Genomic DNA, 26,454 nt, shown 5'->3' with positions numbered 1-26,454 from the left:
TTGCGTATAACGAAACGTGTATTTGGGGTGGCAATCCTAGGCTCAGGACTCATTGCTTTCCGAGCCAGAATATAACGGCTGCTGCGAGATCTATTGCTGCACGGAACACGACCGGGCAGCGATCATAACGGGTAGCAATTCTTCGCCAGTCTTTCAGTCTGCCAAACATGATTTCGATACGATTACGCCGCTTGTATCGACGTTTGTCATACTTGATAGGCTTCTTACGGTTTTTGCGACCCGGGATGCACGGCTTTATCTCTTTGTCTTTTAACCATTTTCTGAACCAGTCAGCATCATAGCCTCTATCGGCAAGAAGCCAGTCGACCTTCGGTAACGCCTCGATTAAGGCTGCAGCTCCGGTGTAGTCGCTGATTTGTCCCGCCGTGACGTGTAACCTGATGGGGCGCCCTTGGGCGTCAGTGACGGCATGCAACTTGGTATTCATGCCACCTTTTGTCCGGCCGATCAGTCGTCCATCGCCCCCTTTTTTAACCGTAGGCTTGAAGCCGTGCGGTGAGCTTTCAAATAGGTCGCATCCATCATGACAGTCTTTCCAACCGACGATTTGGAAGACAGACCTTCTAATATCTGAGCAAATATCCCCTTGTGACACCAACGGTTCCAACGATTATAGAGCGTTTTACAAGGCCCGTACTCCCGAGGGGCATCACACCACCGTAACCCATTGCGAAGAATGAAGATAATTCCACTCAAGACACGTCTGTCATCAACGCGTGGTCGTCCATGGCTCTTGGGAAAAAAGGGGCGAAGGCGTGACATCTGTCCTTCGCTCAGCCAGTAAAGATTGCTCATCGTTCAGTCTCCTCAAGCGAAACTGAATCAGCTCTTCATTCTCAAATCAATGGGTCCTGAGCCTAGCATCATTAATGCAACCATCTCCAGCAATGTCATATGACGAAAAAAAAGGGCATGAATTACTTGATGGCTCTTGGCAATCATTGGTAACAGGCGAAACGTGGGTCTTTAATAGTGTAGATGGTAAATGGCTGCAGTTCGTTGGTGCAAAACGCTACGATTCTGACTTCAAACTTATTGGAATGCCAGCCAACCTTATAAAGATTTCATCCTCGTCAGGTCGGAACTACATCGTTCACTTTAATACGGGTAATACCTTGATCCGTGTTTTCTTGGAGGGGGTGGAAGACATACCTTTTTTACTTGAGCGCACCAAATCGGACTAATGGAAATTGGAAAGATGGCCAAATAGGAAGCCCGGGGCTTGTGCCCGGGCTTTTTCTTTGCCGTATCGTCAAGCGTGGTGTACCCAGCAAAAACATAATTTGCCTATAAGTCAAAAATTGCTTGACTAATATTTGCCTATTTGGCAACTAATGTCTCCATTAAATCAAATGGAGGCTACGATGCATCTCCCGCAATCAATCAAAACGCATTTCAAGCGCCCTGCATTTCCGGTGCGCAATGATGATCCACGTGCCCTTGAGGATACGCCACATCTTCGTGCCATCGAAATGGCGCGGACTATGCAGGAAATGGCAGCCTCGCATGGTGCTGCGACATTTCTTGATCTCACCCGCGCCGGTTTTACGTCTGCCGAAATTCTGGAATTTGGCATTCAGGCGCAGAACCTTGCAGCACAGTGGAAGGCTGAAAGCCGCAAAAAGGCTTATGACAACATCGAAGACATGGCGATGAAAGTGCGCGAGCCAATCCCCAGCCGCCCACCCATGACCGAGAATTATCTGACGTCACCGGCATTTTTTGAAGCATGGGGACGGTATTGTGCAGGCCGTGCCGCGCTCATGCTTGATCCATGGGCTGCGCAGCGTGAGCGCTGCATTGTGCATCTGGCGCAATTCCTCAATCTGTTGCCGCTTTTGCCGGTTGAACGTGCGCGGCTGACGCAGGCTGCAGAAAAGTCGCTGCCAAAGATTGCCGTTGCTCATGCGAGGGCAGCAGCATGAATGCCAAGTCTTTAAAGGATCAGGAGCAGGCGCCTTATGACGCCACCGCGCCCGTGCAACGTCGCCGTTCTATTCTGTCATTTCGTCCTGACGGCAGTCTCATGAATCTGGCAGAGCCGAGCGAAGCCGATGTCGATTGGCAGGTGCTGGGGAATGCTCTTTCAAAGATTGCCCGTTTCAACGGGATTTATAGTGGCCTTGCCTATTCTGTTGCGCAGCACAGTGTGATGGGTGCCGATGCCTTGATCAATGAAACAGGTGATGCGGTGCTTGCGGGTTACTTCCTGTTGCACGATGCGCACGAAGCCTGGATTGGTGATCAGTCACGGCCTGCGACTGAGCTTCTGGCAGATGCGCTTTACCGCATGCATGACATTCCGCCTCATTGGGTGCGCAATGCCGTCAGCGGAATGAAGGCCGATCTGGATAGGCCTATTTTTCATAAGGCTGGCTTGTCGCCTGTCTTGCCGCAGATTGTTTGCGAAATGGATGATCGCATGCTGCAGGCCGAGGCGCTCGCGCTTTTTGGCAAGTCTGGTCATCGCAATTTGTCAGGCCGCATTCTGCCTTTGCCGAAGCTTACCGGCGCCATCAAACCATGGGGTGCGATGAAGGCCGAAGAACAATGGCTTGATCGCCTCAACCGTTACCTTGGTATCGATTGGAGGGCGGCATGAGCCTCAATCGTCATGAGATGATTGGCCGTCTTGGTGCTGATCCTGAAGTGCGCAGAACCAACAGCGGCGACATGATTGTCAGCATGCGCATTGTTACGTCCGATGTCTGGCGCGACAGAGACACCGGCGAGAAGAAAGAAAAGTCTGAATGGCACACCGTGGTGATCTTCAATCAGAACCTTGCCAAGATAGCTGAACAGTATCTGAAAAAAGGCAATATCGTTTTCATCTCTGGCAAAATCCGCACACGCAAGTGGGAAGATCAAAACGGTAACACCCGATATTCGACAGAAACCGTTCTGGAATCCTTTGGTGGCGAACTTCAACTATTGCCGCAAGGCAATGGAAGTGGTCGTGGCACCCCAAGCCCAGACGATTACGGCGATATAAGAACACGCGACCAGTCAAACAACACTCAATCGCCGGGAAACTACTCCAATCAGAGCGGTGGCGGTTTTTCTCGTGATCTCGATGACGAGATTCCTTTCGCACCTGAATGGCGCGGATAAGGCACTTCTAACATTCATAAAACAGCAGCAGAGGAAGCCATGCAGCGCATACGTGACTCTAATACCATCATCAGCATTCTTGAAAATGGCGAGGTTGTTCCTCGCCTGTCAAAGGAATTGCTGGAAACATTTCTCGCCTTGAAAGAACACACAGGCGACCGCCCCAAGGTGAAAGCCAAAGGGTCGGTCACGCTCAAACTCAATATTGAAGTGGTGGACGGCACAGTCACCATCGAAGCCGAGATTGCTTCAAAGCGCCCTAAGCCCGTTCATGGTTCTTCGCATTTCTGGATGCTCGAAGACGGAAGCCTTTCGACACAACACCCAAAACAAATCGACATGTTCGGCGGTCCACGCGAGGCCACACGAAACACCTCCGAAGCATTCACCGCTTAATAAGCTCCATTAGTAGGATTTAAAATGTCTGAGACACCTATTGCAACAAATGCAGTTCACAACCTCGCCATTGATATTACTGCAGCAGCCGAACTTGGCGCAAAGGCAAGCGGCGCTGAACTGGTTAAAATCGAAACTACGGAGGCAATGATTGGCCTTCCAAAAGAAGTACCAGCTCTATTGACACGAGGAAGCGAGCCATCAATTTCAGGCGTTGATCACATTCTCGAAAAATATCGCGTGTTTCCTAGTCGCAAACGAGGAACTGCTCATGTGCAAACTTTGGATGCACTGATTGATCTAACCAATCGCCACAAAACCGAAGACTCAGCGATATTTGCCAATCTCGATTGGACTAAGCCAAGCCTCACGTCTGTAATAGACTACCATCGCAATACGTCTGGCGGAGATGCCGATAATTGTCAGCACAAAATCCACTATGAGTTTCCCTTGTCTGACGATTGGAAACTCTGGATTAAAAATGATGCTGAAATCATGGGGCAGCAGGATTTTGCAATCTTCTTAGAAGATCGCATTCCTGACCTTGCCTCGCCAACTGATGGGGAAATTGCCACCATTGAGCGCGACTTTAACACGACTGTGGCGGCACCTTCTCAGCTTGTAAACTTATCTCGCAAAATGCAGGTCAATGTGTCCTCGCAGGTCAAGACAGAGACCAAACTTCAGTCGGGCGAAGGACAAATTCAGTGGGAAGAAACACACACTGGTGCGGACGGACAACCGGTTAAAGTTCCGGGAATATTCATTCTGTCTATTGCCCCGTTCTTTATGGGTGAAAAAGTGCGCATCCCGGTGCGGTTGCGATACCGCATGAGTAACCAGAAAGTTGTCTGGTTCTATAACATTTATCGTCCAGATCTCGTGATTACACAGCAAGTAGAATCTGATTTGCTGACACTAACAAAGCAGACAGAATTGCCTTCCTTTGCTGGCAAGCCGGAGGTCAATTGATGTCCGCAACCAGTTTTACAATCGCGCGGGGAGCATTGCTCCCCGCCTTGAAGGCGGTCAATCGAGCCGTCGAAAAACGCAACACAATCCCAATTCTTGGCAATGTGCTTATCACCGCTGAGAATGGTCGTCTTTCTGTTACCGGCACTAACCTTGATATGGAGGTGACTGCAAGCGTCGAGGCTCCGGACATCGGTTCATTAGTGCCTTTCACAATGCCGTCCGCATTATTGCATGATGCTGTCAGCAAGTTTTCAGATGGAGCAACTGTTAAGTTTGATGGCGACGACGCGCATGTGAATGTATCGGCAGGCCGTTCCAAATTCCGCCTGCAGGTTCTGCCAGCTTCCGACTTTCCAGAAATGTCAGCAGGTGAGTTTACGCACCACTTCAATCTGTCGGGCGCGGATATCACGACAGCCATTGCCAAAGTCAGCTTCGCAATTTCCACGGAGGAAACCCGCTATTATCTGAATGGCATTTACCTTCACAGAACAGACGATCATCTGGCGTTTGTTGCGACTGACGGCCATCGCCTGGCATTGGTTAAACTTAGCCCGCCTGAAGGCAGCGAAGACATGCCAGGCGTTATCATTCCTCGTGCGACAGTCAGCCTGCTCAGGCACCTTGCAAGCGCAGAGGGCGACGTAGCAATTAGTCTGTCGACGCAAAAAATCCGCTTTGAAATGCCCGGAGGCATTGTGATCACTTCTAAGCTGATCGACGGCAACTATCCCGATTATCCGAGGGTCATTCCAGCTAATAATGACAAATCCTACACCGTTGAGCGTGAAGCACTCGCAGCAGCACTTGGGCTGGTCATGACACTTTCGTCAGAACGCGGGCGCGCCGTGAAGTTCAGCTTTACAGCTGGCGAGCTGCAGCTGGAAACAAACAATCCGGACAATGGTCAAGCACAGGACAGCATCAACATCACCAATGGAGCGCCGCATGATCTCGAAATCGGTTTCAACGGTCGTTACTGCCTAGATATTCTTGAGGCACTTGGTTCTAAGGAACTCACCTTTGAACTCGAAGCGCCCGGCTCACCCTGCAAAATCACAACTACAGATGCGCCCGATAGCGGCGAGAAGCCGCTTTTTGTGCTGATGCCAATGCGCGTATGAGGTGAATTATGAAAAGACCTGTTGCTTTCAAACAAGCGGACGTGACGCGTGCAATTAAGGGCGCAATAGCAGCCGGACTGAAAGTTACACGCGCAGAGGTTGATCAGACTGGCAAGATTATCGTCTTGGCTAGCGAAGAAAAGCCGACGCCTGCAAACTCGCTTGATAAATGGCTTGTAGAAAATGCGAATTAATATGAAGGGAATTCATCGGGTTAAGAAGAAGCTCGCTGACGGTACGACGGGTTATTATTATTATGCATGGCGCAAAGGCCCACGCATTAAAGGCGAGCCGGGCAGCGATGAATTCACCGAGTCTTATTATTCGTTGGTTTCGGCGAAGAGGAAGCCAGATTCGACGATGCTGCAATCTGTTCTGAATGAATTTCAGGACACGACAATATGGGCTGATCTCGCCCCGCGCACTCAGACAGATTACATTAAACAGATTAAAGTCATTGAGAAGAAGTTTGGTAGTTTTCCGATAAACGGTCTGGCTGACATCCGTACCAAAGCCGTCTTTATGAAATGGCGAGACGAGTTGGCAAAGAAATCGCGTCGGCAGGCAGATTATGCATGGCAAGTGCTCGCCCGAATTCTTTCTTGGGCGCTGCCTTTAGGGAAGGTTCCTGCCAATCCATGCGAAAAGGGTGGTCGCGTTTATCGCGGCAATCGATCCGAGAATGTATGGGCGGGAGATGATGAAGATGCCTTCATGGCATTGGCACCCACGCACCTTCACCTTGCTCTACAATTGGCGTTATGGACCGGACAACGCCAAGGTGATCTGCTGCGCTTGGAGTGGACTGCTTATGACGGCACTAAGATTAGACTGAAGCAGTCGAAAACCGGCGCGCGTGTGGTCATACCTGTTGGTGCGCCTCTCAAGGCGATGCTCGATGCAATCGAGAATCGCACAGGCACGATTTTGAAAAATCTGGATGGTGAAGCATGGACGAGCGACGGATTTAGAACGTCATGGCGCAAGGCGAGAATCAAAGCTGGTGTATCTGGATTAACCTTCAACGATCTACGCGGGACAGCGGTGACCCGGCTGGCTTTGGCCGAATGCACAGAAGCAGAAATCGCAACCATCACCGGTCACAGTCTGCGTGATGTGCGATCAATCCTCGATGCGCACTACCTAAACCGTGATCCTAAACTTGCTGAATCCGCCATCCGAAAGCTTGAAAATAAACACAAGTCTGTAAACTGAGGTGTAAACCGCTTTAACCGGTTCCGAATTTGTAAGGCAAATTATCTAATGAAATCAAATGGCTGGGGAACCTGGATTCGAACCAGGACTAACGGAGTCAGAGTCCGTGGGTCTACCGTTAACCTATTCCCCAGCAGGGTTTGCTTGTCAGTCTTACTGATCTGAACAGCACTTTCGACAGAAGCGTGAAGCTTTGTTTGTCGACGGCCTCCATCTAGCGAACTCAAACGATGAGTGCAAGCCCTTCTTTTAAAAAAATGTGGTAAATTCAGTTATTTCTTTGTTGCTCCGGGGAGGCCTTGGTATTGCATCGGTAGCTGAAACGGATGGTAATAAAAAAAGCCCGGCAGCAAAGATGCAAGCCGGGCAAAGGGGCAGGCTGGCCGAGAGGGGACCCGGCTGTGAAGGTGGCGCCTGCCAGATGTTCATTCAGCAGATATGGCGGGTTGCCTCCACGCGTAAGCGCGCATCTGCAAGCTTGGACAGAACGCGCGTCGGATCTTCTGCGCTGCGCGTATGAATCACTGTATAAATGTCTCCGCTCTGAAGCCCGATATCCTTGAGCAGATAATTATCGAGTTCGTTGAGGCGCATGACATGGCGCCGATTTCGGAAAGGCGTCCAGCGACGCAGAACCGACACAAACACGGACTTTACCATTTGCTTGAGCGCGGAGGCGTTTGCACTCGTTGCCGGTAACTGTGTCATCGTGGTCTTGCTGATCGCTGTCATTGCCGCTCTCCTTTAAGCGCGCGTCTTTAAAATATTGGTATCGTCAGGTCATTCGCTTTCGCGTCTCCATTCTCTGCGACGTCGGCTTTATCCAACAAGCCAATTGATTATTCCAACGAATGTTTTTAATGTAACAGTTCAATAATTATGATGGATGGTTCTGATGAGTGCGCCTTTGGATCTGGACCAATTGCAGACCTTCATTGCCATTGCCGACACAGGCAGTTTTACCAAGGCAGCAGATGCTGTCTTCAAAACGCAATCGGCTGTTTCCATGCAGATGCGCCGTCTTGAGGAGCGCATTGGAAAACCGCTTTTTGAGCGGGATGGCCGCATTAACAGGCTGACTGAAGATGGCGAGCGATTGCTGATCTATGCGCGCCGGATGTTGTTGCTCAATGGCGAAACCATTGCAGCTTTTGACGATACGCAACTCGAAGGCCATGTGCGTATCGGAACGCCGGATGATTATGCTGATCGGTTTTTGCCCGAAATCATGGCGCGCTTTGCGCGTTCAAATCCACGTGTCGAGCTTTCGGTGGTTTGTGAGCCGACCGTTAATCTCGATGAGATGATCCGCCGGGGAACGCTGGATATTGCGCTTGTGACGCAGTGTGATGACAAGCGCCGCTCTGAAGTTGTGCGAACAGAACCGCTTTTATGGGTAGCGTCGGCCAATCATGCCGTTCACGAAGAAGCGATGCTTCCGCTGGCTGTGGGGCGCCCAACATGCATCTGGCGTCATGCGGCAATCAGTCTTCTGGAGCAGGCAGAGCGCGATTATCGGATTATTATCACAAGCTGGTCTGCAACAGTTCTGGCTGCTGCGGTTTTATCAGGCCTGGCGGTTTCGGTTTTGCCGGAATGTGCACTGCGCCCGGGCATGCGTGTTCTGGGTGAAGCGGACGGTTTTGGCGCGCTGCCCGAATTTGGTATTGGCATTATGCGTGGTCATACCAAACAAAATGCGATTGTGGATGCGCTGGCGCAGCATATCATTGAAAGCCTTGATAATATTTCATCGCCTGCGCCGGTTGCGATGGCGTCTGCAGAAATAGCATCCTTTCCTTCTGTCCGGACACGCCGTGTGCGCAGCAATGAATTATTGCCGGGTTGGTGATGGTGCATAAGATGACGGGGTGGCGTCTTGCCCCGTTGACCAATGCACGTCCGCTGTTACCTATTGCAGAATGAGTATGGGTTCAGATTCGATACCGGGTGGCACCGCCTCCAATTTAGCGGAATATAGCGTTTCCGAGATTTCCGGCGCTTTGAAGCGCACGGTCGAGGATACGTTTTCGCATGTGCGTGTGCGCGGCGAAATTTCCGGCTATCGTGGACCGCATTCGTCAGGACACGCATATTTTGCACTTAAAGATGATCGTGCGCGGCTTGAGGCTGTGATCTGGCGCGGGTCCATGGGGCGTTTACGCTTCCGCCCCGAAGAGGGGATGGAAGTCATTGCCACGGGTAAACTGACGACCTATCCTGGTTCTTCTAAATATCAGATTGTCATTGAGCAGATGGAACCGGCGGGTGCAGGCGCGCTGATGGCGCTGCTTGAAGAACGCAAGCGCAGGCTGGCTGCGGAAGGCCTGTTTGATCCCGCAGCAAAGCAGCTTCTTCCATTCATGCCGCGGGTGATTGGTGTTGTCACATCGCCAACAGGTGCGGTTATCCGCGATATTATTCACCGCATTTCGGATCGTTATCCACTGCATGTCATTGTCTGGCCTGTGCGCGTGCAGGGTGAAACCAGTGGCGCGGAAGTGGCCGCAGCGGTGGAAGGTTTCAATGCACTGACCGAAGATGGCGCGATTGTGCGCCCTGATGTTCTGATTGTGGCGCGTGGCGGCGGCAGTCTTGAAGACCTCTGGGGCTTCAATGATGAAATCGTCGTTCGCGCAGTTGCCGCATCGCATATTCCTGTAATTTCGGCCGTTGGCCATGAAACGGACTGGACGCTGATCGATCTGGCTGCTGATGTGCGTGCGCCAACGCCGACAGGCGCTGCTGAAATGGCAGTGCCGGTCAAAGCCGATCTGGTTGCAACAGTTGCAACACAGTCTGCGCGGCTGGCGTCGGCCATGTCGCGTTTCATTGACCTGAAGCGTCAGGCCTATCGTGCGGCCGGTCGCGCGCTGCCATCTGCCGATCAGTTGCTGGCCTTGCCGCGGCGGCGGTTTGATGAGGCGGCGTCACGTCTGACACGCGGGCTTTTTGTGAACACGCAACAGAAACGCGTTCAGTTCGAGGGCCGTGCGCGTCAGTTGTCGCCACGTTTGCTGCAACGCGGGTTTGATGAGCAAAAGCGTCATTTGAAATTGCTTGCCCAGCGCTTGCCGCGTGCGTTGGAAGTCTTCCTGCGCGAAAGACGTGTTGCTTTTGCGCGGCGTGCCGAAAGACTGACGCCGGCGCCGCTGTTGCGCCGCGCAACGCTTGCAAAAAACACTGTCGAGCAGCTTGATCGCCGTCGAGATCAGGCGATCAGCCTGTTGATTGAGCGCACAAAACGCCGTGGGCAGGAACTGGAACGCCTGATGCGGACACTCTCTTATGAAAGCGTTCTGGATCGCGGTTTTGCGGTTGTTTTTGATGCGGATGGCAAGCCGGTCAAACAAGCGGCAAGTATTTCGGAAGGGGATGCTTTGTCGATCCGCTTCCGTGATGGCGATGTCTGTGCAACAGCGGGACATGGCCCTGAGATACCATCACCGAAAGGCGCGGCGCGAAAAACGTCTTCGTCTGGTTCTGGCGGGCAGGACACGCTCTTTTAGCAACACATAGAGCGCAATTTCGCTGAGGTTGCAGATAAATGAGCACTCTTAAGGCTGACTTAAGTTTGGTTTTCTCTTTCGTTCGTTTAGCGAGCCAAATGGCTTAATTGGATGAAGCGAAAGAGTTTTTGAATGTCGCGTAACTTTCCCCATGGCCGTATAGTGACGAGCCGCCGCGCGTTTCTCATCGGTGCGAGTGCTGTTGCATTATCGGGCTGTGTTTCGACCGCGCAGCAGGCAAGCCAGGTCAAACCTGAACCTGCTCCGATACGCGCTGTGCCGCCCATGTATGAAGCGATGCCCTATGAGCAGTTTCCAATCCCTGCGGTGAATGTTGCCAAAGTCGATCCGAAATTCTGGCGGCAGGAAGTCGATTATCCGACCACTGAAAAGGTTGGCACCGTTATCGTCGATACGCCCAACAAATATCTTTATCATGTGCGCAGCAATGGCCGCGCCATGCGCTATGGCATAGGCGTTGGACGTGATGGGTTTTCATGGGCTGGCCGTGCGATTATCGCTTATAAGCGGCAGTGGCCGCGCTGGACACCACCGGATGAAATGGTAGCGCGCCAGCCTGCGCTGGAACCTTACAGCATCGCCAATGGTGGTATGCCGCCCGGTTTGAAAAATCCGCTCGGCGCACGCGCTCTCTATATTCATAAAGACGGACGTGACACGATCTATCGTATTCATGGATCGCCTGAAGAATGGAGCATTGGTAAGGCAGTGTCGTCTGGCTGTATCCGCTTGCTCAATCAGGATGTCATCGATCTCTATAACAATGTGCGCGATGGCAGCACGATTGTGGTCATTCCTGATCCGAGTAAGGGAACGCAGGTTTCGGCTTAACGAGCAAAAGGCGCGGACTTCCGCGCCTTTTGCTTATTTGAAGTGAGGCTAGCGCATTCCGAAAAGTGCGAAGCGGTTTTCGGAATGCGCTTTAAATACCTGTTTCCTTGCAGACGACCACACGCCAGCCATCGGGATCTTCATAGGTGAAACTGCGGTTGAGCCAGTAAGGATTTTCTGGCTCCACAGGCGCATAGCCTCCGCCCTGCATCCGTTTGTTCAAACGGTCATAAGCCGCCTCGTCGGTTATATAGATCACCAGCAGATTATCTTCCGACGGAGCCCGGCAAGGACTGCCTGCTTCATGTTCTGTGAATTCAAGATGTACACTCTTTCCGGGCAGGCCCAGCATGATACCGTTATATCCGTCGTGGGCTTCAAAGGCACCAAGTTGCGGCAGCCCAAGGCCATCACGATAGAAAGCGATGACTTCATTAAATTTATCCGTTGGCCGGGCAAAGCGAACTTGAACAGGGGTAGCCCCTTCGCCAAGAGTGAGTGATTGTTGGGTGGATTGAGTATTCATTTTGCGTTCCTTTGGTTTTAGTTCTGTCCGGATGCGGTCAGTGCCTGCATTCCGCGCCATAGGGATGGCGCCTGCATGACGATGACACCAATGGCGACGAGTAGGACGCCGATCAGACGGGATGGCGTGATTTCTCTTGATACAAATCCCATGATGCCGAAATAATCGATCAGCACAGAGGCGATGAGTTGTCCGGCGATAACTGCAGTCATGAAACCGGCTGCACCAAGTTTTGGGGCAAATAGAATGGCGGCGGTAATGTAGAGCACACCGGCAATGCCGCCGATCCATATCCACTTCGGTTGTCCTACGAGACCACTGAAAGTGGGGAGTGACACTTTCATCGCCAGTAAGACGGGCAACACACAGATGATGCTGACAATCAATGAAACAATCGTTGCCCAAAGCGGATGACCGAGCGCACGTCCTAAAGCTGCGTTGGCACCTGCCTGAAACGGTACAACCGCACCTGCGATAAGGGCGGCGATTAAAAATGTGAGTGATCCCTGAGCCTGCATGAAGATAGCCTTTTCTGTATTCATCTGGCTCAAATCTAGATATAAACGAACTGAATTTGAAATTCAGATTGCAGAGTTTATTATGCACAAGATGAATAATCTGCGCGGTGTCGATTTGAACCTGCTTGTGGTTCTGGATGCACTTCTGACAGAGCGCCATGTCTCGCGCGCAGCGGTACGGTTGAATATGAGTCAGCCAGCCGTCAGCCATGCGCTGGCCCGTTTGCGAGAGCTGTTCGATGATCCGCTTCTCATTCGCCAGGGGGCAGGTTTTTCTCCGACCATCAAGGCAATGGAGATAACGAAGCCGCTTGCGCAGGTTCTGTCAGGGATACGCAGTGTTCTTGGTCCGCAGGGTTTTGATCCTATAACCACGCAGCATCGTTTTCATCTAGCCATGTCCGATTATGGCGGTAGCATTTTGCTGCCTGAACTGGTGAGGGATTTACGCCGGACAGCATCGGGGGTTGATCTGGTGGTCAGCCAGTTTAGCCGTGAAAGCATGGTCGCGCGCATTCTGGATGGTGAGATTGATCTGGGGTTTGGTGTGTTCCCACATTTGCCGGCTCAGATTGCGGCAGATGTCATCATGCAGGACGAATATGTCTGTTTGCTTGACCGCCGAAGCATCGAGGGGCGGGTATTGGATGTTGAAACATATTTGGAGCGACCGCATGCGCTTGTTGCGGTGCGCGGTGATGCGCCGACGGAAATTGAGGAAAGCTTGAAAAGTGCCGGATATACGCGGCATGTCGCAGTGGTTGTTCCGCATTGGGGCGTTGCGCCACAGCTGATTTCCGGTACAGACCTCATTTTGACCATTGCGCGTGGCGGGTTGAAGAATCTTCCGAAGGATAGCAATCTGGCCGTCCTGCCTGTGCCCGTGGCGTTGCCACCGATACCGTTTGTGCAGATATGGCATAAGCGCCGGGAAAGTGACCCGGCGCACCGCTGGCTACGGTCGAAGATAAGCGCGAGCGTCTTTAGCGTTTAATAAGCGTATTCGAGGAAGATCGGCTCGACCGATCCTGCCCAGACACTGTTATAGGCTTTGAGCATCCGCTCCGCATCGGTGATGCCTGCGGCAACGATTTCTTCGAGTGGTGCGAGGAAATGCGTCTCATCAAAGCCATCGCCATTAAGCTGCTTGCGGTTGAGCAGGCCAAGGCGCGATATTTCCAGCGTCTTGCGTGCAATCTGCGCAACAGGCTTGCCGCGGAACGAAGCATTGAGTGCCCTTGCAGGTACATCATTGCGCAGCGCCAGCACCTCTTCATAGGTCCAGTCTTTGGTCAGATCTTCTGCGGCACTGAGCGCTTCCTCATCATAAAGCAGACCAACCCAATAAGCGGGCAGGGCGCAGATACGGCGCCATGGGCCACCATCGGCTCCGCGCATTTCGAGGAAGCGTTTCAGACGCACTTCCGGGAACAGGGTCGAGAGATGGTTGGTCCAGTCGCCCATATTCGGCACCGGATCGCTGACTTCACCCTTTAATGCACCATTCATGAACTGGCGGAAGGTGACGTGCGTGCAGTCGTGATAATGGCCATCACGCAGGATAAAATACATCGGGATATCGAGCGCCCATTCGACATAGTCGATGAAACCGAAGTTTTGGGAGAAGACAAACGGCAACACGCCCGAGCGCTGATTGTCGGTATCGCGCCAGATGTTGGAGCGCCACGACAGAAGGCCATTTGGCTTGCCTTCCGTGAAGGGCGAGCTTGCAAACAGGGCCGTTGCAATCGATTGGAGCTTCATCGAAACCTGCATCTTGCGACGCATGTCGGACTCGGAACTGAAATCGAGATTCACCTGAATGGTCGACGTGCGATACATCATGTCCAGCCCTTCATGGCCGACCTTCGGCATGTAGTTGGTCATGATGTTATAACGTGACTTTGGCATGACAGGCGTTTCGGCCAATGTCCATTTTGGGCTGCCGCCGAGGCCAAGGAATCGAATGCCAAGTGGTTCCGCAATCTCGCGCACCTGCGAAAGATGAGCATTCACTTCACGGCACGTCTGGTGGATAGAGGAAAGCGGCGCGCCAGACAGTTCAAATTGGCCACCCGGTTCGAGCGAAATAGCACCCTGTCCCGTTGGCTCAACGAGACCGATAATATTGCCTTCGTCGATAATCGGCTCCCAGCCAAGCTTGGCTTTCATGCCTTCGAGAATGGCTTTAATGCCACTTGGCCCTTCATAAGGAACGGGGCTGTTGTTCGCGACGTAGAAAGGAAATTTCTCGTGCTCGGTGCCGATGCGCCATGCATCCTTGGGCTTGGCTCCCTCAGCAAGATAGGCTGCGAGTTCTTCAACACCGGTTAGTGCTGTTTCATCGGTCGTGTCGCGCGCCATTCATATTATCCCTAGACGAATTTTTCTTTGTCAGCGTGATTGGACAAATTTGTCAAATCGCGCAAGTCAATTTCATTGATGATTGGATTTTCTTGCATTCATATTCATGTTTTCCAGTCACCCAGCACTGCCTGCACAAGGGTAAGCGCTGCGACAGCCGCTGTATCGGCACGCAAAATGCGCGGTCCCAATGGTATCGCTGTCACAAAAGGCAGGCTGCGCAATTGCTGACGTTCACTTTCCGAAAATCCCCCTTCAGGCCCGATCAGCACCGCATAGGCGGCTGGCTCAAGACTGCTTAGAATGGTCAGAGGGTCGTCCGTTTCATAGCCTTCATCGCAAAAGATAAGGCGGCGCGATGCATCCCACTGCTCAAGCAAGCGGTCAAAGCGGATCGCATCGCGGCATTCGGGTATCGCGAGAACGCCGCACTGTTCGGCAGCCTCAATGGCATTGGCCCTGATGCGGTCCGTGCCCAGCTTAGGCACCTGCGTATGCTGTGTAATCACAGGCTGCAAAACGCCTGCTCCCATCTCCACGGCCTTCTGCACCATATAGTCGAGCCGCCCTTGTTTCAGCGGTGCGAAACAATAAACGAGGTCACAAGGCGCGGGCTGTGGGCGAGTCTGCTCGACCGCTTCAAGAAACAACCGCTTCTTGCCTTCTGGGCGCAGGCGCATTTTCCACTCGCCGTCCTGCCCGTTAAAGGCGAGAATTTCGTCGCCGTCCTTTAATCGCAAAACATGAGTCAGATAATGGGCGGCCTGCGTTGGAGCTTCCACGTGAGCACCATCGCCAAGGCTGGCTTCGAGATAAAGTCTTTGCATTTTATAATTCGCGCGCATGATCGCATCGATGACAGAGGGCAGGGGCAATGGTCAAGCGATTTGGTTGCCGCACAGCACGGGCAACAGTTGCGTACACAATGAGTTGATCCTAACAAAAAACCATTGGAATTGAATAAGATTGCATCCATATAGATATGAACCTATCGATTTGAATGGAATGTAAGTTATGAAACAGGCCTGGGTCGAATTCGCACCGTTGCTGTCAGCAAATGCGCGCGCATGGCGAAAAGCTTTTGACGGGGCGATGTCAGAGCACGGTCTGTCGGATGCAAAAGCCATCCCGCTTATGACGCTCCTGCGCCATGGCGATTGCGTTCCGCAAGGCGTGCTTGCCGAGCGTGTCGGCATTGAAGGCGCCACAATCGTTCGTGTTGTCGATGAGTTGGAAAAAGAAAATCTTATCCGTCGTATTGCCGATGAGAATGACCGCCGCGTCAAGCTCATTGAGTTGACGGATGAAGGCCGAGCACTTGCTGCAAAGGTTGAAAAAGCGGCAACGAGATTGCGCACGGCATTTCTTGGTGATCTCGACCCCGATGCCGTGGATGTTGCGTTGGATGTGCTGCGCAAGCTTCACGATAAATTCCAGAGCCAGCCATCCTGAGCAAACTTAATGAACAAGCATTTGTAAAACTGATGATCAAGCCCGCTGAAACATTGCCACGATTTTGGGACGTTGTCTTCTCGCTGAAGACCTTTGCTGCGGCCATGCTCGCGCTGTGGATTGCGCTGCTGGCCGATTTGCCAAATCCTTATTGGTCGGTGGCTGCTGTCTATATTGTTGCGCATCCGCTTTCAGGTGCAACGACATCCAAGGGCTTTTATCGCCTGATCGGCACGATCATCGGTGGTGCGGTTACCATCCTGTTTGTCCCGCATCTGGTCAATTCTCCAGAACTCCTCACTTTAGCCATCGGTCTTTGGATGGGGCTTTGTCTGGCAATCAGCCTGCTTGACGGCACGCCGCGCAGCTATCTGTTTATGCTGGCGGGGTATACCGTCGCCATTGCAAGCTTTGCCGTCGTATCGGCCCCTGAAACCACTTTCAATTATGCGGTGGGCCGTGTTGAAGAAATTGCCATCGGCATCATATGCGCTGCGGTGGTCAATCGTCTGGTGTTTCCACGTCATAGCGGCCCGGTTCTTGTTGCGCGTATTGATAACTGGCTGCGCGATGGTTCAAAGCTTGCCGTTGCAGCGTTGCGGGGCAATGGCGATAGTCCCGAATTTCTGCGTGACCGTCAGCGGTTGGCGGCAGATGCTTTGGAGCTGCGCAATCTGACCACGCATGTGGCTTATGACACATCGTCTATCCGCGATGTTGCAAGGCTTCTGCATGTGCTGCAGCAGCGTATGGTCGCCGTTCTGCCGATCATTTCGAGCTTGCACGATGTGCTGCTTTTCAAGCCTGGTGAAGGACAAAAGCCTTGGCATCCGGCAGTGCAGAAATTGCTCGATGAAACCTGCAGCTGGATTGAAAGCGGAGAGAATTTAACCGAGCAGCGCCGTGCGGTTTTGTTGGGCTATATCGATGAAATTGAACGCTTTGGTAAGGACGCCTGCACATGGAATGAGCTCTTGCCATTTAATGTTGCAGCACGCGTGAGAGATCTGGTTCAGATATGGAGCGACTGTATTACACTGCGTCAGGATATTTTTTCCGGTTCCCGACATGCGCTTCGGTGGCGTCGTTATGATGCACATCTGAAAACCCGCCCGCAGCACAGAGATTATGGGATAGCCTTTCTTTCGGGCTTTGGTGCTTTCGTCTCGACCTGTGTTGCAACCGCATTTTGGATTGCAACGGGTTGGTCGCAGGGCAGTGCGGCTGCGATGATGGCGGGTATCTTCTGCTGTATTTTTGCAGCGATGGATGATCCCGTCCCGGTTATGCGCAAGTTTGGCCAATTGTTGATGATCGTAATTGTTGCGGCCTTTGTTTTTGAGTTCGCACTGCTGCCATTGGTCGATAGTTTCTTGCCGCTTATGCTCGTGCTGGGCCTATTTCTGATCCCTGCCGGATTGCTTCTGGCAATACCGTCGCAATTCATGCTCGGCATGGTGCTGTGCATAAATCTGCCGATGCTGCTGATGCTGCAAGGCCGTCTCACGCATGATTTCGTAAGCTTTGCCAACGCAAACCTGGCAACGGTCGTTGGTATTGTCATTGCAGCGGTCGTTACCTCAATTGTTCGTTCGGTAGGGGCTGAATGGACAGTGCAGCGCCTCGTCAAGGCAGGCTGGAATGATCTTGTTCTTGCAACTGAACGTAAGCCGGGTCGCCATCGCCGTCAGCGTATGAACGGCTTGCTGCTCAGAATGATTGATCGCATCGGCATGATGACGCCAAGGCTTGCACTGATCCCGTCAGCCGACATTGCCAAGGTCGATCTGCTGCGCGATCTGCGTAACGGCATGAATACGATCGATCTTCAGCAATATCGGGCGAAGATGCCTGAAGCTTGCCGTGAAGCGGTCGACAGGGTGCTCGACGGCGTCGGTGCTCACTATCGCGCGCTTCTGCGCAACAGGAAAGCTGAAACGCGTCTCGATATTGACGAGCGGCTTCTTGCGGCTATCGACGACGCTATCGCCGTGATCATCGATCATGGATCGCCTGCAATCGCCAAACGGCCACGTCTGGCGCTGGTCGCCCTGCGCTTCAACCTCTTTCCCAAGGCACCGCCTTTCCAGTTGCCACCACAGCCGCAACTGGAACTGCCGGATGCTGCATGAGACATGTTCAGAGAATGGAAATTTTAGAGTCATGAGACCGGAATTCGACATCTATGGCATCTATCTGCCGAGCCTCGCGGTTCTGGCACTGGGCGCCTATTTTGCCAATTCGCTGATGCAGCGCTTGCTGGCGCGCGTCCGCTTCTATCGTTTTGTGTGGCACAGGCCCCTGTTTGATGCCGCCATGTACTTCTGCATTCTCGGCGTGAGCGCCGTTGTTCTGAATGGAATACCGCTATGAAACAGCTTTTTGCACATTCCGGTCGGGTCTTTCTTACCCTCGTCATGGTCACAGTAGCAGGGCTGCTTGGCTGGCATCTTTGGGATTATTACATGAATGCACCATGGACCCGCGACGGTAAAATTCGCGCTGATGTTGTGCGCATTGCGCCCGATGTTGCGGGTCTTGTGAGCGAAGTTCTGGTGCATGACAATCAGAACGTCAAAAAGGGTGATGTGATTTTCCGTATTGATCAGGCTCGCTACAAGCTGGCGCTGCAATTGGCAGACGCAAAGCTTGCCAGCAGCAAGGCAGCGCTTGATATGGCCAATCGGGATCTCTCCCGGTATAGCAAGCTTAACGACACCACCGTCACGCAGCAAAAGATGGAGCAGATCGAGACGGCGACACAGCAGGCCGAAGCCGCTTATCGTCAGGCCGAGCTTGATCGGGATCTTGCTTCTCTCAATCTGGAACGGTCGTCTGTCCGGGCACCGGTGAATGGCGTGATCACCAATTTTTCGCTCCAGCCGGGTGATTACGTCACCACCGGTTCCGCCGTCACAGCACTGGTCGACACGGACTCATATTATGTGTCGGGTTATTTTGAAGAAAACAAGCTTGAGCGTATCAAGGTTGGGGACCCGGTTGTGATCGATGTGATGGGTAGCCAAGTGCAGCTTAAGGGCAGGGTTGAAGGCATTGCTGGCGGTATCGAAGATCGTGAGCGTACCGATTCTACAAGTTTGCTTGCCAATGTTTCGCCGACATTCAACTGGGTTCGTCTAGCGCAGCGCGTGCCCGTGCGGGTGAAGATTGAGGATGTGCCGCAGAACGTTCATCTGGTTGCGGGCCGCACGGTCAGCGTTTCGGTAATTAACTGAAAACGCCTATTGCGAGAAAGAAAGCCCGGCTGTTGTCCGGGCTTTTTTCATGTTAGCAACTGACTTATAAGATTGGCAGCGGAGCTTGGCAATGAGCGTATTGGTCATTCAGAATTATCTTGATTCAGGTCTTGGCCAGATTGAGCCTCTATTGATCGAGGCGGGGTTCTCGATTGATCTGCGCCACGCCTATCAGGGGGAGGCCCTGCCACGCGATGACAGCGATTATCAGGCGATGATCGTGCTCGGCGGCGAGCAGAACGCACTTGCTGACGGCGCATGTCCGTATTTCCCTGATTTGCTCAATCTCATTCGTGCCTTTGGCGATAGAGATAAGGCTGTGCTTGGTATCTGCCTTGGCAGCCAGCTTGTCGCACGCGCCTATGGTGGCGAGAACATTCTGGATCGCCCTATGGAATTTGGTTGGCATGAGGTCCGGCTTACTGACGATGGCAAAAGCGATCCAGTGCTTGCGGAAGCTGGATTATCCTTTCCCATTTTTCACTGGCACCGCGATACATTCTCGCTGCCCGAAGGCGCCATTCATTTGGCGGTTAGCGATATGACAGTGCATCAGGCCTATCGGATTGGGCGTGCTGTCTATGGCACACAGTTTCATTTTGAAGCGAATAGTGAACTCGTCGTTGAATGGAGTGAATCGCTGGGCGATTCAATAACTGCCTTCGCGCCCGAGTGGCCGGCGCAATTGCCTGCAAATTTACAGCGCTCCGGCATTGCTGCGGATAAAGCCGGCGCTGCTCTGGCAAAGGCTTGGATCGATTTGATCTAAACCGCGACCGCTTTAGCTTTAGCTTTTACGTCTGTTTTAACGACGGGTTTCCGCTTTTGTGAGACATACGTGATCAATGCGTTGCGACTTTGCCACAGCGGCCATTCATTTGGACTTTTCCATTGGAAAGAGACAATTGTAGTTCCGGTGTTCAGTTGCGGGTAACTTTTTTCAGGTGTAACTGGTGCCTCGTTCCGGGTGGCAAATGGTCGGTCAAGGTGCAAGCTTTGGCCCTGTCGAAACTCGGTTTCCAGATCCCCCGGTAACCCTCGAAAGAGTTTTCGATCATGACCGCTAAGCATGCCGCCCTTCTGACCGTTCTGATGGTTTCTGCGATCGTGTTCATGGCAGTTGGCATTTTTACCGTCGATGCCGGTAATAGCATGACCTCCACGGACGGTTACGGCATTTCCAGCGCTCGCTAGAGCGCGTTTCGATCTGATTGGATTAGCGCGGCGCTCTAATCATTACCCGTTGTTTCCAGAAAACGCTTTTCCACGCCGTCAATGACGATGGCCGAAAGCTTTCCATTTTTCCAGGCATAGGTATCGAGATTGACCCGGTTGGGCTGAACGTCGATAGCGTTCTGCGGCGTGTGCCCGTGGATGATGACTTTTTCCAGTGGATCGGTCCACTTCAGAAACGCCGTTCTGATCCACATCAGATCGTCTCGGTCCTGAGCATCGAGCGAAACCACCGGGTTCACACCCGCATGACAGAAAAAGAAATCACCAAAACTCACCGATGATGGCATTGAGCGGATATAGTCGATATGGGCTTGGGGAACTTTGTCCCTAAGCTGCATATAGCCTGCCGCAGCCGACGCAGAGTCCGTGTAGTCGACGTCCACGCCGTAGGATCGAGCGGTGTCGCTGCCGCCATGAAGCGCAAAAATCCCGTTCGTGTCGCCAGTTGCAAGATAATGCAGGAAACCATCATCATGATTTCCGATCAGAGAGAGAATGCGCGGATCATGCGTTGAAGCATGGATGAGAAAATCCAGCACGCCTTTGGAGTCTGGCCCCCTGTCGATGTAGTCGCCCAGATGAACGATGCGCCAGTCATGGGTTGGACGGTGGTCGAGATCGGCGCGGATAAGGCCATGCATGTCCTGCAAAAGATCAAGCCGACCATGTATGTCGCCGATTGCATAAAGCCGGACACCCTCCGGCCCTTTTGCATCTTGGAGTGTCACGCCGCTCATAAATCGCTGCTTTCTTTCGCGTCTTTTCCAGCCCGCTGACGATAGCGCAATCGCGACACGCGCTCACGCTCGTCATTGAGTTCGCGATCATTGGTTGCCTGTTCGACGAAGCGGATATGTTTTTGAACCGCATCGCGCGCGGCTTTCGGGTTGCTTGCGATCACGGCGTCGTAAATGGCGCGATGCTGTGACAGCAGCATGTCGGCCACGCCAGGATAGCTGTAAATCAGACCGCGATTGTAAAAAACGCCATCTTTCAGAAGCTGATAGCAAGAGCGCAATGTGTGAAGAAGCACGATATTGTGCGCCGCTTCGCCGATTGCATTGTGAAACTCGACATCAAGCTGCGCGCTCTGTTCGAGATCTTTTGCAGTGTTTGCGGCTTCCATTGCGCTCAGAATTTCGGTGAGAAGGGCCTTGTCCGCCGATGTTGCGCGCAGGGCTGCATATTCGGCTGCAATGCTTTCGATCTCGCGGCGATATTCGAGATAGTCGGTTGTCGCTTTACGGTGCTCAGCGAAAAGTTTCGCAACGGGGGCGCTGAACACCACCCCGATAACGTCGGCCACAAATGTGCCGCCACCGTGCCGTGATGTCAGAAGCCCCGCATTTTCAAGGCGCTTGAGCGCATCGCGCAGAATAGGGCGCGAAATGTCGAGCTGGCGCGCAAGCTCACGCTCGCCCGGAAGCCGGTCGCCACCGCGAAGTACGCCTTCAAGAATCAAGCTTTCGATTTGATGCACAACATCATCTGCCGTGCGGCTTGCCTGAATGCGGGAAAAAACTGTCTCGGCCATGCCATTTTCTGCTTCTGTCATGGCTACAAATTATCCTTAAGCCATCGAGCGGGCAACGGGTTATAGAATTTATAAAAAAAGCCCCGGAAATGATGCCTCCGGGGTCTTTAAACGGTTGGATTGTTATCAGGTCTTCTTGCGCTTACGGCCAGAGACAAAAACAACAAGACCGGCAACGAGGCCATACATTGCCCATTTGAATGGCAGCACGTCGGCCGTTTCGCTGCGGATTGGAAGAACGGTTACGGTACCCGGACGGCTTTCGAAACCGGCTTTACCTTCGGCCTTCGCCTGTTCGATCTGCTGGGGGGAGACGACCCATTCTGCGCCGCGGGACTTGTCGTAAAACATGAAGCCACAACCGACGATAACGGCCACGACGAGTGCAAGAATAAGGCGGGGAGCTGTCTTCATTTTCATTCCTTAATATTTTCAGGCGAATGGCATCAACTTTTTGGCCGATGCGGCTATAAGCCGACGGCGTTCATAAGCAATCACGCCTGTCCCGTCTATTATTTAGAGAGGCCTTGTGGAGAACTGCCGCTTTCCCAATAGGGAACGGGCCCATAAAGGTCAGCCAGATAATCGATGAAAAGTCTCACTTTTGCCGGCAGGAATTGCTTGGAGGGGTACACAGCATGAACAGCGACATTGCGCGATGCGGCATATTCCGGCAGCACTTGCACCAGCTTACCCATGGCAAGGTCGGGACCGATGTCCCATGTTGAACGCTGTGCGATGCCAAGGCCAGCAAGCACGGCCTCGCGCACCAATTCGCTCGAATTGGTTTGTAACGGGCCTTGCGGGCGAATGGTGATCGGTCCTTTTGGTCCTTCCAGCCGCCACGGATCATTATTATGCGGAGCGAGGCAGATATGCGCGTGTAGATCTTCAATTTTTTCGGGCATGCCACGTTCGGCAATATAGTGCGGCGAAGCCACCAATATACGCCGCACGGGTGCCAGACGACGCGCAACGAGGGTCGAATCTGACAATTCGCCAATACGAATCGCAAGATCATAGCCATCGCCGACAATATCCGCCATTTCATCAGAGAGCTGCATATTGACGGTGAGGTCTGCATTGGCACGCATGAACGGCACCAGATAGGGGGCAATATGCATGCGTCCGAATGTGGTGGGGGCCGAGATTTTCAAGGTGCCGCGCGCATTGGCCGAGCGCCGCGCCACAAAAGCTTCCGCTTCTTCAATGTTGGACAGAATGGCCAGCACACGCTCATGATAACCGTGCCCTGCTTCAGTCAATGCAATCTGGCGGGTCGTTCTTTGTAAAAGGCGCGTGCCAAGGCGCTCTTCAAGACGGCCCAGCCGTTTGGAAACAACCGCTGGTGACAGCCCGAGATCGCGTGCGGCTGCCGACATGCTTCCGGTTGCGACAACGCGTGCGAAAATCTCCATATCGGCCAGACTGCTCATCATGATAGTTTCCAATTCCTCCCGGCAGATATTCTTGTGACTCATCTAGCCGAGGCGCGTGAGAGATCGCAAGGCGATTATGCCGCAGCGTAAAAACTGTTTCGCTATTTTCTGATTGGTAAAATATTATTACCACTTCATCAAGGCATAGTATAAAAAGACTGGGGAGGCGGAGTATCACATGAGCGGATTGATTATGCCAAAGCCGAGCGCTGCAGTTCTTGGCCGGCGGGAGCAGATTGTTGCCGATCTCCGGAGAATCGTGCCGGGCGAGGGTGTTGTCGATGCAACGAATGCTATGCGGGTGTTTGAGACCGATGGTCTGACCGCGCATCGTACCTTGCCGCTTGTGGTGGTTCTGCCTGAGGCGGTCGAACAGGTATCGCAGATTCTGCGCTATTGCTATGAGAATGAAATTCGCGTCGTGCCGCGCGGTGCTGGCACATCGCTGTCGGGTGGTTCGATGCCGCTGGCCGATGCGGTTCTTCTGGTCATGTCGCGTTTTAACCGTATTCTGGAAATCGATTATCCCAATCGTGTGGCCGTGGTGCAGCCGGGCGTGACCAATCTTGGTATTACAAAGGCCGTTGAACATGAGGGGTATTATTATGCGCCTGATCCGTCGTCGCAGATTGCCTGTTCTATCGGCGGCAATGTCGCGGAAAATGCGGGTGGTGTGCATTGCCTGAAATATGGGCTTACGGCCAATAATCTGCTCGGCATTGAAATGGTGCTGATCACAGGCGAAGTTTTGCGACTTGGCGGCAAGCACCTCGATAGTGAGGGCTATGATCTACTGGGCCTTATGACGGGGTCGGAAGGCCTGCTGGGTGTTGTAACGGAAATCAGCGTTCGCATTCTGAAAAAGCCCGAAACGGCACGGGCCGTGATGATTGGCTTTCCCTCAAGCGAGCAGGCGGGTCAATGTGTGGCCGATATTATTGGCGCTGGCATCATCCCCGGCGGCATGGAAATGATGGATCGTCCTGCCATTCAGGCTGCGGAAGATTTTGTCCGTGTTGGCTATCCGCTGGATGTTGAGGCGTTGCTGATTGTCGAACTGGATGGTCCACCAGTCGAGGTTAATCATCTGATTGGCGCAGTCGAAAGCATTGCACTTAAAAATGGTTCGACCACGTGCACGCTTTCGCAATCAGAGGAGCAACGGCTGGCTTTCTGGGCCGGGCGCAAGGCAGCGTTCCCGGCGGTCGGGCGCATCTCGCCGGATTATCTGTGCATGGATGGGACGATCCCGCGCAAGGAATTGCCGCGTGTGCTGTCCGGTATGCGCGATCTGTCGGAAAAATATGGGCTTCGGGTCGCCAATGTTTTTCATGCGGGGGACGGTAATCTGCATCCGCTGATCCTTTATGATGCCAATGTTCCCGGTGAATTGCAGGCTGCTGAAGATTTTGGTGCGGATATTTTGCGGCTTTGCGTGAAGGTTGGTGGAGTGTTGACCGGCGAGCATGGTGTGGGCATTGAAAAGCGAGACCTGATGCCGGTTATGTTCAATGAGATTGATCTTGATCAGCAGATGCGGGTCAAATGTGCGTTTGATGCTAAGCACTTGCTCAATCCGGGCAAGGTCTTCCCGCAATTGCGCCGTTGCGCTGAACTTGGCCGTATGCATGTGCATCGCGGCGAGCTGGCTTTCCCTGATGTTCCCCGTTTCTGAACTGTGGTTTTGATGATGAATGACATGAATATACTCAAACCACAGGATGAAAAAGGTGTCGTTGAAGCCGTGCAATGGGCTTTGACAGGGGCCAGTTCGCTTGAAATTATTGGTCGTGGCAGCAAGCGCGCTATCGGTCGGCCAATGGCAACAGCTGCGGTGCTGGATGTTTCCGGGTTAACCGGTGTCACGCTTTATGAACCCAACGAACTGGTGCTTAGCGCCAAAGCCGGAACGTCCATAGCCGAGATTGAGACGCTTTTGGCCGATAACAAGCAGTGCTTTCACTTTGAGCCGATGGATTATGGCCCCCTGCTTGGTGGCCAAGCGGGGCAGGGCACCATTGGCGGTGTGTTGGCCGCAAATCTGTCGGGGCCACGTCGGTTGAAGGCGGGAGCCGCACGCGATCATATCTTGGGCGTGCGGGTTGTTTCAGGGCGCGGAGAGTTGTTTAAATCCGGCGGACGCGTGGTCAAGAATGTCACCGGTTATGATTTGTCAAAGGGCATGGCCAATTCGTGGGGAACGCTCGGCGTTGCGACCGAAGTCACCTTCAAAGTGCTGCCAGCGCCTGAAACTGTGGCAACGCTTGCCGTGCGCGGGCTGGATGATGAAGCTGCAACCCGTGTGATGGCTCTGGCAATGGGATCACGCGAGGAGGTGGCATCTGCGGCCCATTTGCCGCCCACTGTCGCCAATCGGTTTCTTGATGGCAAGCTCGGCTGGGAAGCTGCAACAATCTTGCGCCTTGAAGGCTTTGCACCATCGGTAAAACACCGTTGCAGCCAATTGCAGGCATTGCTGGGGCGTGGCATTACCATCGATTTGCTGGATGATAGTCCGTCGCGTCAGCTTTGGCGCGAGGTACGCGATGTGTTGCCTTTTGTGAAAGATGGCGATCAACGCGCAGTCTGGCGTGTGTCGATGGCACCGATGCAAGGCTGGAAAATGGTGGATGCGTTCCGCCGTTATGCGGGTGCGGATGCTTATTATGACTGGCAGGGTGGGCTGATCTGGTTGCGGATGGAAGCGGAAGCGGAGGCTCAGATTTTGCGGGCGCTGATTGCCAGACATGGCGGAGGGCATGCAACGCTGGTACGTGCGCCGGAACGTCTGCGAACCAATATCGATGTATTCGAGCCGCAACCTGCTGCACTTGCAGCACTTTCACAGCGGCTGAAACATCAGTTTGACCCGGAGAATATTCTTAATCCGGGACGTATTTACCCAGAGCAGGCGGGAGTGTGAAC

Annotated in this window: 31 protein-coding genes and 1 tRNA gene; 21 read left to right on the top strand and 11 right to left on the bottom strand. The window is 53.0% G+C overall.

Translation table 11 applies throughout. From position 1 onward, the window contains the following. Positions 1 to 49: 49 nt before the first annotated feature. Positions 50 to 816 (bottom strand): IS5 family transposase gene (locus VBH83_RS08905; protein WP_396997231.1). Its coding sequence is split into 2 segments (ribosomal slippage): positions 50 to 493 and positions 496 to 816, totalling 765 coding nucleotides; the frame shifts between segments, so codons are not numbered across the junction. 74 nt (positions 817 to 890) lie between these two features. On the opposite strand from VBH83_RS08905, the gene VBH83_RS08900 reads away from it, so the two are divergent. From VBH83_RS08900 to VBH83_RS08860, 9 genes are all read left to right on the top strand, one after another. Beyond that, complete coding sequence (locus VBH83_RS08900; RefSeq protein ID WP_396997229.1) at positions 891 to 1,205, top strand: hypothetical protein; 315 nt, start codon at positions 891 to 893, stop codon at positions 1,203 to 1,205. Between the two features lie 180 nt (positions 1,206 to 1,385). Beyond that, positions 1,386 to 1,946 (top strand): hypothetical protein, encoded by a 561-nt coding sequence (locus VBH83_RS08895; protein ID WP_396997317.1) that lies wholly within the window; start codon positions 1,386 to 1,388, stop codon positions 1,944 to 1,946. Then, a complete protein-coding gene (locus VBH83_RS08890; RefSeq protein WP_396997227.1) occupies positions 1,943 to 2,623 on the top strand; it encodes a hypothetical protein in 681 nt (226 codons plus the stop codon). Before VBH83_RS08895 ends, VBH83_RS08890 begins: the two co-directional genes overlap by 4 nt. After that, on the top strand, positions 2,620 to 3,132 hold the full coding sequence (ssb, locus tag VBH83_RS08885) for a single-stranded DNA-binding protein (protein WP_396997225.1): 513 nt from the start codon (positions 2,620 to 2,622) through the stop codon (positions 3,130 to 3,132). The genes VBH83_RS08890 and ssb overlap by 4 nt, the downstream gene beginning before the upstream one ends. A gap of 39 nt (positions 3,133 to 3,171) precedes the next feature. Next, positions 3,172 to 3,528 carry a hypothetical protein gene (locus VBH83_RS08880; protein ID WP_396997223.1) on the top strand — a complete coding sequence of 119 codons (357 nt, stop codon included), beginning with the start codon at positions 3,172 to 3,174 and terminating at the stop codon, positions 3,526 to 3,528. 24 nt (positions 3,529 to 3,552) lie between these two features. Beyond that, on the top strand, positions 3,553 to 4,500 hold the full coding sequence (locus VBH83_RS08875; protein WP_396997221.1) for a DUF2303 family protein: 948 nt from the start codon (positions 3,553 to 3,555) through the stop codon (positions 4,498 to 4,500). Beyond that, on the top strand, positions 4,500 to 5,627 hold the full coding sequence (dnaN, locus tag VBH83_RS08870; RefSeq protein ID WP_396997219.1) for a DNA polymerase III subunit beta: 1,128 nt from the start codon (positions 4,500 to 4,502) through the stop codon (positions 5,625 to 5,627). Before VBH83_RS08875 ends, dnaN begins: the two co-directional genes overlap by 1 nt. 8 nt (positions 5,628 to 5,635) lie before the next feature. Next, positions 5,636 to 5,821 (top strand): hypothetical protein, encoded by a 186-nt coding sequence (locus tag VBH83_RS08865; RefSeq protein ID WP_396997217.1) that lies wholly within the window; start codon positions 5,636 to 5,638, stop codon positions 5,819 to 5,821. Between the two features lies 1 nt (position 5,822). Then, a complete protein-coding gene (locus VBH83_RS08860; protein WP_396997215.1) occupies positions 5,823 to 6,842 on the top strand; it encodes a tyrosine-type recombinase/integrase in 1,020 nt (339 codons plus the stop codon). A 59-nt stretch (positions 6,843 to 6,901) separates the two neighbouring features. Here the strand turns inward: VBH83_RS08860 and VBH83_RS08855 are convergent. Beyond that, positions 6,902 to 6,975 (bottom strand) — tRNA-Gln (locus tag VBH83_RS08855). A 296-nt stretch (positions 6,976 to 7,271) separates the two neighbouring features. Beyond that, positions 7,272 to 7,574, bottom strand: a complete 303-nt coding sequence (locus VBH83_RS08850) for a DUF1127 domain-containing protein (RefSeq protein WP_265986085.1) — start codon at positions 7,572 to 7,574, stop codon at positions 7,272 to 7,274. A 163-nt stretch (positions 7,575 to 7,737) separates the two neighbouring features. Here VBH83_RS08850 and VBH83_RS08845 point away from each other — a divergent pair, with 163 nt between their 5' ends. The 3 genes from VBH83_RS08845 to VBH83_RS08835 all read left to right on the top strand — a co-directional run bounded on the left by VBH83_RS08845 (position 7,738) and on the right by VBH83_RS08835 (position 11,203). Next, the gene (locus VBH83_RS08845) at positions 7,738 to 8,694 is read left to right on the top strand and encodes a LysR substrate-binding domain-containing protein (RefSeq protein ID WP_265986086.1); all 957 of its coding nucleotides are present in this window, start codon (positions 7,738 to 7,740) and stop codon (positions 8,692 to 8,694) included. A gap of 76 nt (positions 8,695 to 8,770) precedes the next feature. Beyond that, positions 8,771 to 10,351: an exodeoxyribonuclease VII large subunit gene (gene xseA, locus VBH83_RS08840; protein WP_396997212.1), complete on the top strand. Its 1,581-nt coding sequence runs from the start codon at positions 8,771 to 8,773 to the stop codon at positions 10,349 to 10,351. A 132-nt stretch (positions 10,352 to 10,483) separates the two neighbouring features. Then, complete coding sequence (locus VBH83_RS08835; RefSeq protein ID WP_265986088.1) at positions 10,484 to 11,203, top strand: L,D-transpeptidase; 720 nt, start codon at positions 10,484 to 10,486, stop codon at positions 11,201 to 11,203. 91 nt (positions 11,204 to 11,294) lie between these two features. On the opposite strand, the gene VBH83_RS08830 is transcribed toward VBH83_RS08835, so the two are convergent. Together VBH83_RS08830 and VBH83_RS08825 are read right to left on the bottom strand one after the other, a co-directional pair. Next, on the bottom strand, positions 11,295 to 11,729 hold the full coding sequence (locus tag VBH83_RS08830) for a VOC family protein (RefSeq protein ID WP_265986089.1): 435 nt from the start codon (positions 11,727 to 11,729) through the stop codon (positions 11,295 to 11,297). A 17-nt stretch (positions 11,730 to 11,746) separates the two neighbouring features. Beyond that, a complete protein-coding gene (locus tag VBH83_RS08825) occupies positions 11,747 to 12,271 on the bottom strand; it encodes a DMT family transporter (protein ID WP_265986090.1) in 525 nt (174 codons plus the stop codon). Positions 12,272 to 12,329: 58 nt separating this feature from the next. On the opposite strand from VBH83_RS08825, the gene VBH83_RS08820 reads away from it, so the two are divergent. After that, positions 12,330 to 13,241 carry a LysR family transcriptional regulator gene (locus VBH83_RS08820; protein ID WP_265986091.1) on the top strand — a complete coding sequence of 304 codons (912 nt, stop codon included), beginning with the start codon at positions 12,330 to 12,332 and terminating at the stop codon, positions 13,239 to 13,241. Here VBH83_RS08820 and VBH83_RS08815 read toward each other — a convergent pair. Both VBH83_RS08815 and VBH83_RS08810 read right to left on the bottom strand, forming a co-directional pair. Continuing rightward, positions 13,238 to 14,611: a glutamate--cysteine ligase gene (locus VBH83_RS08815; protein WP_265986092.1), complete on the bottom strand. Its 1,374-nt coding sequence runs from the start codon at positions 14,609 to 14,611 to the stop codon at positions 13,238 to 13,240. The genes VBH83_RS08820 and VBH83_RS08815 overlap by 4 nt on opposite strands. A 104-nt stretch (positions 14,612 to 14,715) precedes the next feature. Next, positions 14,716 to 15,456, bottom strand: coding sequence for a 16S rRNA (uracil(1498)-N(3))-methyltransferase (locus tag VBH83_RS08810; protein WP_323054563.1), 741 nt, complete (start codon positions 15,454 to 15,456; stop codon positions 14,716 to 14,718). A gap of 169 nt (positions 15,457 to 15,625) precedes the next feature. On the opposite strand from VBH83_RS08810, the gene VBH83_RS08805 reads away from it, so the two are divergent. From VBH83_RS08805 to VBH83_RS08780, 6 genes are all read left to right on the top strand, one after another. After that, the gene (locus VBH83_RS08805; RefSeq protein ID WP_265986094.1) at positions 15,626 to 16,063 is read left to right on the top strand and encodes a MarR family winged helix-turn-helix transcriptional regulator; all 438 of its coding nucleotides are present in this window, start codon (positions 15,626 to 15,628) and stop codon (positions 16,061 to 16,063) included. Positions 16,064 to 16,095: 32 nt separating this feature from the next. After that, complete coding sequence (locus VBH83_RS08800) at positions 16,096 to 18,195, top strand: FUSC family protein (protein WP_265986095.1); 2,100 nt, start codon at positions 16,096 to 16,098, stop codon at positions 18,193 to 18,195. Between the two features lie 31 nt (positions 18,196 to 18,226). Beyond that, positions 18,227 to 18,436, top strand: a complete 210-nt coding sequence (locus VBH83_RS08795) for a DUF1656 domain-containing protein (protein WP_265986096.1) — start codon at positions 18,227 to 18,229, stop codon at positions 18,434 to 18,436. Continuing rightward, on the top strand, positions 18,433 to 19,299 hold the full coding sequence (locus VBH83_RS08790) for an HlyD family secretion protein (protein WP_265986097.1): 867 nt from the start codon (positions 18,433 to 18,435) through the stop codon (positions 19,297 to 19,299). Before VBH83_RS08795 ends, VBH83_RS08790 begins: the two co-directional genes overlap by 4 nt. Positions 19,300 to 19,390: 91 nt before the next feature. After that, on the top strand, positions 19,391 to 20,089 hold the full coding sequence (locus VBH83_RS08785; protein ID WP_265986098.1) for a type 1 glutamine amidotransferase: 699 nt from the start codon (positions 19,391 to 19,393) through the stop codon (positions 20,087 to 20,089). Between the two features lie 287 nt (positions 20,090 to 20,376). Further along, the gene (locus VBH83_RS08780) at positions 20,377 to 20,514 is read left to right on the top strand and encodes a hypothetical protein (RefSeq protein ID WP_250043203.1); all 138 of its coding nucleotides are present in this window, start codon (positions 20,377 to 20,379) and stop codon (positions 20,512 to 20,514) included. Positions 20,515 to 20,549: 35 nt separating this feature from the next. Here VBH83_RS08780 and VBH83_RS08775 read toward each other — a convergent pair whose 3' ends face one another. The 4 genes from VBH83_RS08775 to VBH83_RS08760 form a co-directional block, all read right to left on the bottom strand. Further along, positions 20,550 to 21,293, bottom strand: a complete 744-nt coding sequence (locus VBH83_RS08775; protein WP_265986099.1) for a metallophosphoesterase — start codon at positions 21,291 to 21,293, stop codon at positions 20,550 to 20,552. Further along, positions 21,290 to 22,090 carry an FCD domain-containing protein gene (locus VBH83_RS08770; RefSeq protein WP_265986146.1) on the bottom strand — a complete coding sequence of 267 codons (801 nt, stop codon included), beginning with the start codon at positions 22,088 to 22,090 and terminating at the stop codon, positions 21,290 to 21,292. Before VBH83_RS08770 ends, VBH83_RS08775 begins: the two co-directional genes overlap by 4 nt. A gap of 126 nt (positions 22,091 to 22,216) precedes the next feature. Next, positions 22,217 to 22,504, bottom strand: a complete 288-nt coding sequence (locus VBH83_RS08765; RefSeq protein ID WP_265986100.1) for a hypothetical protein — start codon at positions 22,502 to 22,504, stop codon at positions 22,217 to 22,219. A 98-nt stretch (positions 22,505 to 22,602) separates the two neighbouring features. Then, positions 22,603 to 23,529 (bottom strand): LysR family transcriptional regulator, encoded by a 927-nt coding sequence (locus VBH83_RS08760; RefSeq protein ID WP_265986101.1) that lies wholly within the window; start codon positions 23,527 to 23,529, stop codon positions 22,603 to 22,605. 178 nt (positions 23,530 to 23,707) lie between these two features. On the opposite strand from VBH83_RS08760, the gene VBH83_RS08755 reads away from it, so the two are divergent. Together VBH83_RS08755 and glcE are read left to right on the top strand one after the other, a co-directional pair. Beyond that, positions 23,708 to 25,204, top strand: a complete 1,497-nt coding sequence (locus VBH83_RS08755; protein ID WP_396997205.1) for an FAD-linked oxidase C-terminal domain-containing protein — start codon at positions 23,708 to 23,710, stop codon at positions 25,202 to 25,204. A 15-nt stretch (positions 25,205 to 25,219) separates the two neighbouring features. Further along, positions 25,220 to 26,452 (top strand): glycolate oxidase subunit GlcE, encoded by a 1,233-nt coding sequence (glcE, locus tag VBH83_RS08750; RefSeq protein ID WP_265986147.1) that lies wholly within the window; start codon positions 25,220 to 25,222, stop codon positions 26,450 to 26,452. Positions 26,453 to 26,454 lie beyond the last annotated feature (2 nt).

It is taken from the genome of Ochrobactrum sp. S1502_03, assembly GCF_044435015.1.
Taxonomy (GTDB): Bacteria; Pseudomonadota; Alphaproteobacteria; order Rhizobiales; family Rhizobiaceae; genus Brucella; species Brucella chromiisoli.
This window is presented reverse-complemented; position numbering and strand designations above follow the sequence as displayed.

Bases quoted from the DNA above. Each gene is read 5' to 3' on its own strand.
- VBH83_RS08770 (WP_265986146.1), bottom strand. From the start codon at position 22,090: ATGGCCGAGACAGTTTTTTCCCGCATTCAGGCAAGCCGCACGGCAGAT.
- VBH83_RS08865 (WP_396997217.1), top strand. From the start codon at position 5,636: ATGAAAAGACCTGTTGCTTTCAAACAAGCGGACGTGACGCGTGCAATT.
- VBH83_RS08805 (WP_265986094.1), top strand. From the start codon at position 15,626: ATGAAACAGGCCTGGGTCGAATTCGCACCGTTGCTGTCAGCAAATGCG.
- VBH83_RS08830 (WP_265986089.1), bottom strand. From the start codon at position 11,729: ATGAATACTCAATCCACCCAACAATCACTCACTCTTGGCGAAGGGGCT.
- VBH83_RS08875 (WP_396997221.1), top strand. From the start codon at position 3,553: ATGTCTGAGACACCTATTGCAACAAATGCAGTTCACAACCTCGCCATT.
- VBH83_RS08860 (WP_396997215.1), top strand. From the start codon at position 5,823: ATGAAGGGAATTCATCGGGTTAAGAAGAAGCTCGCTGACGGTACGACG.
- VBH83_RS08775 (WP_265986099.1), bottom strand. From the start codon at position 21,293: ATGAGCGGCGTGACACTCCAAGATGCAAAAGGGCCGGAGGGTGTCCGG.
- VBH83_RS08825 (WP_265986090.1), bottom strand. From the start codon at position 12,271: ATGAATACAGAAAAGGCTATCTTCATGCAGGCTCAGGGATCACTCACA.
- VBH83_RS08755 (WP_396997205.1), top strand. From the start codon at position 23,708: ATGAGCGGATTGATTATGCCAAAGCCGAGCGCTGCAGTTCTTGGCCGG.
- VBH83_RS08815 (WP_265986092.1), bottom strand. From the start codon at position 14,611: ATGGCGCGCGACACGACCGATGAAACAGCACTAACCGGTGTTGAAGAA.
- dnaN (WP_396997219.1), top strand. From the start codon at position 4,500: ATGTCCGCAACCAGTTTTACAATCGCGCGGGGAGCATTGCTCCCCGCC.
- xseA (WP_396997212.1), top strand. From the start codon at position 8,771: ATGGGTTCAGATTCGATACCGGGTGGCACCGCCTCCAATTTAGCGGAA.
- VBH83_RS08765 (WP_265986100.1), bottom strand. From the start codon at position 22,504: ATGAAGACAGCTCCCCGCCTTATTCTTGCACTCGTCGTGGCCGTTATC.
- VBH83_RS08785 (WP_265986098.1), top strand. From the start codon at position 19,391: ATGAGCGTATTGGTCATTCAGAATTATCTTGATTCAGGTCTTGGCCAG.
- VBH83_RS08780 (WP_250043203.1), top strand. From the start codon at position 20,377: ATGACCGCTAAGCATGCCGCCCTTCTGACCGTTCTGATGGTTTCTGCG.
- VBH83_RS08810 (WP_323054563.1), bottom strand. From the start codon at position 15,456: ATGCGCGCGAATTATAAAATGCAAAGACTTTATCTCGAAGCCAGCCTT.
- VBH83_RS08800 (WP_265986095.1), top strand. From the start codon at position 16,096: ATGATCAAGCCCGCTGAAACATTGCCACGATTTTGGGACGTTGTCTTC.
- VBH83_RS08850 (WP_265986085.1), bottom strand. From the start codon at position 7,574: ATGACAGCGATCAGCAAGACCACGATGACACAGTTACCGGCAACGAGT.
- VBH83_RS08790 (WP_265986097.1), top strand. From the start codon at position 18,433: ATGAAACAGCTTTTTGCACATTCCGGTCGGGTCTTTCTTACCCTCGTC.
- VBH83_RS08895 (WP_396997317.1), top strand. From the start codon at position 1,386: ATGCATCTCCCGCAATCAATCAAAACGCATTTCAAGCGCCCTGCATTT.
- VBH83_RS08880 (WP_396997223.1), top strand. From the start codon at position 3,172: ATGCAGCGCATACGTGACTCTAATACCATCATCAGCATTCTTGAAAAT.
- VBH83_RS08835 (WP_265986088.1), top strand. From the start codon at position 10,484: ATGTCGCGTAACTTTCCCCATGGCCGTATAGTGACGAGCCGCCGCGCG.
- glcE (WP_265986147.1), top strand. From the start codon at position 25,220: ATGAATGACATGAATATACTCAAACCACAGGATGAAAAAGGTGTCGTT.
- ssb (WP_396997225.1), top strand. From the start codon at position 2,620: ATGAGCCTCAATCGTCATGAGATGATTGGCCGTCTTGGTGCTGATCCT.
- VBH83_RS08900 (WP_396997229.1), top strand. From the start codon at position 891: ATGCAACCATCTCCAGCAATGTCATATGACGAAAAAAAAGGGCATGAA.
- VBH83_RS08795 (WP_265986096.1), top strand. From the start codon at position 18,227: ATGAGACCGGAATTCGACATCTATGGCATCTATCTGCCGAGCCTCGCG.
- VBH83_RS08820 (WP_265986091.1), top strand. From the start codon at position 12,330: ATGCACAAGATGAATAATCTGCGCGGTGTCGATTTGAACCTGCTTGTG.
- VBH83_RS08890 (WP_396997227.1), top strand. From the start codon at position 1,943: ATGAATGCCAAGTCTTTAAAGGATCAGGAGCAGGCGCCTTATGACGCC.
- VBH83_RS08760 (WP_265986101.1), bottom strand. From the start codon at position 23,529: ATGATGAGCAGTCTGGCCGATATGGAGATTTTCGCACGCGTTGTCGCA.
- VBH83_RS08845 (WP_265986086.1), top strand. From the start codon at position 7,738: ATGAGTGCGCCTTTGGATCTGGACCAATTGCAGACCTTCATTGCCATT.